Origin of the sequence: Vibrio ordalii ATCC 33509, from assembly GCA_000257205.1 — a bacterium.
GTDB lineage: Bacteria > Pseudomonadota > Gammaproteobacteria > Enterobacterales > Vibrionaceae > Vibrio > Vibrio ordalii.
In genome coordinates, this window is sequence record AEZC01000107.1 from 1 (window position 1) to 5,341 (window position 5,341).

The following is a 5,341-nucleotide window of genomic DNA, read 5'->3' on the forward strand; positions in this document are numbered from 1 at the left end:
ACGTTGAATCTAACGAGTTGTGAAGAATGTTATTTTCTAGAGTTGAGAATAAATCATTGGTTTTCATTGTTGTGGATCCTCTTTCAATGTTGAGATGATGAACTGGGAAAGCGCGAAGCCCCAGAACACGGTGATTATCTTTATGAACCTGTCGGTTTTCTTGATGGGGGTAACTAAGGAGCCGAGGTTAATTAAATATCATCAAAGGCTTCCGTTGCGACATAGGCGAGAAAGTTACTCTCCCATAACTGGTAGAGCTCTCGAGCATCACGGTTACCTACGATAGGATTCCATCCGTGATAGGCGGTGAAGAAATCCCCACGCTGGAAATCAAAATCCAAGCAACGTTCTAGCTCAGGAAAGTGGTGGCCGGCATAAGCAAAATCCGTGATGTATTCAATACACCATTGGCCATCACTAGACTGACTCAGTGCAATTTCTACCGGATGAAAACCGCCATCTTCGGCACTGTAAGAACTGTCTCGAAAGTTCATGACAACCTCTTTGCTGGTGGCCTGAACTTCACTTTTTGCTTGATGTTCAGAAAGTATGTTAGCGAGTAGGGCATGAAACGGTTTGGAAATGGGAAGATGGGTGGCTTTGAACAAAATATTAGACATGGTTATGCCTCCTACAAAAATAAGATTCGATTAAGAAGAATCGCCTTGGGTTAGCGAATCATGGTGAGTTGAATATCTTGCAACGCTTGTTTGGCAAGGTGGCGCTCAAATGCGGAGCACCAGCTATAAAACAGGTCTAGCACTGCTGGTTGAGCTAAATCAGCAGAACCGGCATCAGGCTGGTAACACCAACGGTTAGCAAGGTGAAAGTAGAGCTCGACATCCAACGAGTCATGCCTGTCATTCTGATAAGAAAAACTGGCGATAAACGCGATGGACCACAGGGAATCGTTGTTTTCTCGCTTGAACAGTATTTCGACCGGATGTAGGCCCTGGCGAGAGCGGTAATAGTTTGGATCTCGACAGTTGAGGACTATTCGCTCTGCCTCTTGCGGGATGTCAAAGCGGCGAAGTATCGCGCTCAGCGCATGACAAAAGCTGTCTGCTAACTGGATCGTTTGATAGCTTTCCACAATCATAGCCAGCCCCTTTCTGCAAATGACACGCTGCTTTTGCCAACGACCACATGGTCTAGCACACGAATATCTACCAGTGATAAGGCGTCTTTTAAGCGCTGAGTAATACGCCTATCGGCTTGTGAAGGCTCCGGATCGCCAGAGGGGTGGTTATGGGCAAAGATCACCGCTGCTGCGTTAACGTTTAGTGCCTCCTTTAGTACCTCTCTTGGGTAGACACTGGCGGCGTCGACCGTACCGCGAAATAGCTCCTTAAATTCAATTAGCCGATGCTGGTTATCCAAAAACAGTACGGCAAACATTTCGTGCTCATATCCAGCAAGTTTACAGCGCAAGTATTCCGTGGTGTTTTCCGTACGTGCAAAGGTTTCACCGCGCACATAACGCTGTTCAAGGATCTCTGCTGCTTCTTCCAGTACTCGATGCTCATAAGCTCGTTGCGAGAGTAGATAGCGGTGGCGAGGTAAATGAGTCATAGCCTGCTCCTTAACAATAGTGGGAAGGTTCACAGTGATGACATATATCTAAATTGGCTTTGAATATAGGTAAGGATCTGATTTAACTATTTTTTACAGAGTCAGTTCATCCCATGGGACAACAAGATATAGGAGAACATCCCATGAGATTTCTGAAACTAAAAGAAGTAATGGAAAAGACCGCACTAAGCCGTTCAGCAATTTACCGCAAAATGAATGATGGGGAATTTCCAGAGTCGGTGAGCTTGGGAGAAAGGGCTATTGCCTGGGTGGAAAGCGAAGTGGATGAGTGGATGGAAGAGCGTTTGGAGAGGCGTTAGTTGATTTATGGATGAAGTCTGATGCGTGAAATGAAAAGCGCTGCTAAGTAAAGTGGCAGCGCAATATATTGAGCGCATCACTTAGAACATAGCGCTCTAGTTGGTAGATGCGTTCAACGACCTTCAAGTTGCCCACATAAAAGTTATCTTGAGAGCCTAAGTAGCCTGTTGTGCATCATCACCAAACTGAAACTCATGCGACCTAAGTTGTCGCTTCTCGCAAATATAATTTATGAGCATTAGATCACATGGATATCAGGTGCATACACTTACTATTGGCGTTCTGTTGATATCAGTAATTATAATGATGGAACTAACATCTCAATCTAGTTTCAGCAACGGAATAGTCGCTACTTGTCGAATAGAAAAAGCACACAGGATTCATTAATTCTTGCACTTGAAATCTTGAAGAGGATACCGAAGCACAAAAAAACCACGGCTCTAGAGTTACGAGAACAACTCGAAGCAATTGGTATATTGAGAGATATCCGAACGATACAACGAAATTTAGAAATGTTAAGTGAACACTTTGCCATAGATAGAGATACACGCTCAAAACCCTATGGTTACAGCCTAGCAAGTAGTTGCCATGCATTAGGTGTCGGTTCACTCAATGCACATGAATCTCTACTTCTTGCTTTGGCTGAAAAACATCTAAAACTTCTGTTACCAAAAGATGTGGTGAACTCGCTGCGGACTCATTTTAATGAGGCGAAATACAACCTTGAGTTCGACCCTAAAAACCAAAAAGATCGAGTCTGGACAAATAAGATAAAAATAGTAGGAGAATTTCAACCTCTTTTACCACCCCAAATTGATAAAAAGGTCTTGGAAAACATAAGTAAGGCGCTATATGAGGAGCGTCTATTGACGGTTATGTATCACAACGCCAATAAGCAAACAAGAAAGGCTACGATTATGCCGCTCGGCCTAGCACAGCAAGGGGTTAGACTGTATCTGGTTTGTCGTTTTGAGGGCTTTGATAATGAGAGAAGCTTGGCCGTGCATCGTATTGATGATGCACAAATATCGTCATTTCACTTTAAGAGACCTGAAGGTTTTTCACTGGCTAAATACGATTCCGATGGCAGATTTGGCTTTGGTGAAGGCGAGCATTGTCGAATCCAGTTCGAAATCATCAAGCAGGCCGGATACCACCTACTTGAGACGCCATTATCAGAAGATCAAGTTGTAGAAGAACTTGAAAATAGCTATAGGATTTCAGCTACGGTAATCGACTCATTACTACTCGATAAGTGGCTAAAGAGCTTTGGCTCTGATGTTTATAATATTGATAAAAAAGGAAAATAATAATGTTTATTCAACACCTTAATCTTCAGCAACAGTCAGCGTTGTATTATTTCTCCAAACAACTCATTGCAACCGATGGTCACATCGATGAACGTGAAACGTTATTACTAGAGACCATCGTGGCTCAATGCTGCAACAATGTTGATTTAGATAAAACGTTTGACTTAGCTGAACTATCGACACTGTTTTCGGAAAACTCTGAGAAAATGTCCTTCCTTATTGAGCTTATCGGTGTGGGGTATGCAGATCAGACTTTGGAAGAAAGCGAAAGTAATTTCATCAAACACATTGCAGAAACCATCGGTGTTGAACTATCACGTTTGGAAGAACTAAAAGACTGGGTTCAGCGCCAGATAGCTCTAGTAGCAGAAGCACAAAAGTTTTTGGAGAAATAGAAATGCCGTTACCATTTATTTTAGCTGGAGCTGCTATTGTCGCGGCAGGTTATGGTGCCAAAAAAGGCTATGATGGCTACCAGGACAAATCTGAAGCAAACGATATTTTAGATACGTCTAAAAGAAAATACGAAAACGAGCGTTCGGTTTTCGATAAGCAGAATGAGTTGACAAACCAAAGCTTGGTCAAACTTGGCGAGCTGCAATTAAAGATCGGTAATGATTTTAAGGAGTTCAGAACGATTGCTGAAAAGCTCCTAGAAAAGCTGAATCAATCAAACTCAAAAAATCTTGAGATCGACTTCCCGCAGCACAAACTTGACAAAATTGATGGCCTAGCTCTGTCCACGACAGCCTACATGGGCAAGATTGCAGGGGCTGGCGCCGCTGGCGCAGCAGCATACGCTGTGTATGGTGGTGTAATGGCGGTCGCTGCAGCTTCAACAGGTACCCCTATTGCAGCTCTATCGGGCGCAGCTGCCTATAACGCCACTATGGCCGCAATTGGTGGCGGATCGATTGCCGCAGGTGGATTTGGAATGGCTGGAGGCGCAATGGTACTCGGTGGTGTTGTTGCCGCTCCTATCATGGCAATTGCAGGTTGGGCCTTTGCGTCACACGCAGAAGAAGCCTTAAGCGATGCGAGGAAAACCAGATCAGAAGTCAATGAAGCCGTAGGAAAGATGGCAAAAGGACGCAAGCAACTGGACAAAACTAAACTCTACGTTGACAGGATCTACGCCGAGACTGAGCGTCTGTACTTGGTGTTCAAAGAATACTTTGACAACCTGAAAGCCTTTGACCAACTCATTGCGGGAAAAACTGACATATCTAAATTTGAAGATGATGTTATCCGTCTGATCCACAATGGTTACCAAATCGCTGCTATTCTTACCGATATCATCACAACGCCGTTGTTTAAACCAAAGCAGGATGAACAAGGTAACATAGTTGTTAGTGATAAGAATATCGTTGAAATAGAAATGGATAGTGAGGGTATGCAAGTCATCAACGAATCAGCAATTGATACAGTGCTCACCGCATCCAGTATTACGCAAAGTTAACACTGAACTGATTCAAATATAATGGAAGGGAGGTCCCCTCCCTTCTCTATAGGACTGTATGATATGCATGGAACTAATATACAAAATTTCCGATTGGTCGATGAGCTAAACAAAACAATTACAACTAGTTTAGTCACTACATTCGGCTTAGATTTTTTACTTTTCGAAGACAAAAAAGGTGGAGAGGTTGCGACGGTCAATAATGTTCGTCAACATCAACACGGTGACAAGGAAATTTACATCTCCGATAGTGTGCAACAAGACTATGCCGATAGAGGTGACTACAAACCGACCAAACTTGATGAGAACGGCAACGTCATGACCGATGGAAATGGCAAACCCAAAAAGGAAGATCTTTACCATTCACACCCAAATTATAAGGCGAAAGGTAAAGAAGATAAAAAAATGCAACAAGGCGCCAAGTTAGTTGATGAATACCGTGGCCAAACGATGTCCGGTGATGAACAGCGCCAGCTTGATCATATCATATCATCTCATGAGGTCCACGATGATGCAGGAAGAGTGCTTGCTGGTCTCAACGGCGTAGAGCTTGCAAACCAAGATACAAACTTTCAATCGACTCACTCTTATATCAATAACCTCAAATCAGATCATTCAGTGGATGATTTTCTGACCACAGTTGTACCAAAGACAATCGAAAATAAGCGCAAGAACATAG

General features: G+C 43.3%; 7 protein-coding genes and 2 pseudogenes. 5 read left to right on the plus strand and 4 right to left on the minus strand.

The window, feature by feature from the left end:
• The 4 genes and pseudogenes from VOR_RS19255 to radC form a co-directional block, all read right to left on the minus strand.
• Positions 1-67: pseudogene (locus VOR_RS19255) on the minus strand (GTPase family protein); the annotation flags it as partial.
• Between the two features lie 124 nt (positions 68-191).
• Positions 192-620: a DUF2787 domain-containing protein gene (locus VOR_RS0107880; RefSeq protein WP_010319167.1), complete on the minus strand. Its 429-nt coding sequence runs from the start codon at positions 618-620 to the stop codon at positions 192-194.
• Positions 621-670: 50 nt separating this feature from the next.
• Positions 671-1,099, minus strand: a complete 429-nt coding sequence (locus tag VOR_RS0107885) for a DUF2787 domain-containing protein (protein WP_010319168.1) — start codon at positions 1,097-1,099, stop codon at positions 671-673.
• The gene (radC, locus tag VOR_RS0107890; RefSeq protein WP_010319169.1) at positions 1,096-1,572 is read right to left on the minus strand and encodes a RadC family protein; all 477 of its coding nucleotides are present in this window, start codon (positions 1,570-1,572) and stop codon (positions 1,096-1,098) included. Before radC ends, VOR_RS0107885 begins: the two co-directional genes overlap by 4 nt.
• A gap of 143 nt (positions 1,573-1,715) precedes the next feature.
• On the opposite strand from radC, the gene VOR_RS0107895 reads away from it, so the two are divergent.
• The 5 genes and pseudogenes from VOR_RS0107895 to VOR_RS0107915 form a co-directional block, all read left to right on the plus strand.
• A complete protein-coding gene (locus VOR_RS0107895; RefSeq protein WP_029626993.1) occupies positions 1,716-1,892 on the plus strand; it encodes an AlpA family transcriptional regulator in 177 nt (58 codons plus the stop codon).
• A 354-nt stretch (positions 1,893-2,246) separates the two neighbouring features.
• Positions 2,247-3,203: a helix-turn-helix transcriptional regulator gene (locus tag VOR_RS0107900; protein WP_010319171.1), complete on the plus strand. Its 957-nt coding sequence runs from the start codon at positions 2,247-2,249 to the stop codon at positions 3,201-3,203.
• Positions 3,204-3,205: 2 nt separating this feature from the next.
• A complete protein-coding gene (locus tag VOR_RS0107905; protein WP_010319172.1) occupies positions 3,206-3,598 on the plus strand; it encodes a TerB family tellurite resistance protein in 393 nt (130 codons plus the stop codon).
• A 2-nt stretch (positions 3,599-3,600) separates the two neighbouring features.
• Positions 3,601-4,662 carry a hypothetical protein gene (locus tag VOR_RS0107910; protein ID WP_010319173.1) on the plus strand — a complete coding sequence of 354 codons (1,062 nt, stop codon included), beginning with the start codon at positions 3,601-3,603 and terminating at the stop codon, positions 4,660-4,662.
• Between the two features lie 63 nt (positions 4,663-4,725).
• Positions 4,726-5,341: pseudogene (locus VOR_RS0107915) on the plus strand (ATPase); the annotation flags it as partial.

Bases quoted from the DNA above. Each gene is read 5' to 3' on its own strand.
- VOR_RS0107880 (WP_010319167.1), bottom strand. From the start codon at position 620: ATGTCTAATATTTTGTTCAAAGCCACCCATCTTCCCATTTCCAAACCG.
- VOR_RS0107885 (WP_010319168.1), bottom strand. From the start codon at position 1,099: ATGATTGTGGAAAGCTATCAAACGATCCAGTTAGCAGACAGCTTTTGT.
- radC (WP_010319169.1), bottom strand. From the start codon at position 1,572: ATGACTCATTTACCTCGCCACCGCTATCTACTCTCGCAACGAGCTTAT.
- VOR_RS0107895 (WP_029626993.1), top strand. From the start codon at position 1,716: ATGAGATTTCTGAAACTAAAAGAAGTAATGGAAAAGACCGCACTAAGC.
- VOR_RS0107905 (WP_010319172.1), top strand. From the start codon at position 3,206: ATGTTTATTCAACACCTTAATCTTCAGCAACAGTCAGCGTTGTATTAT.
- VOR_RS0107910 (WP_010319173.1), top strand. From the start codon at position 3,601: ATGCCGTTACCATTTATTTTAGCTGGAGCTGCTATTGTCGCGGCAGGT.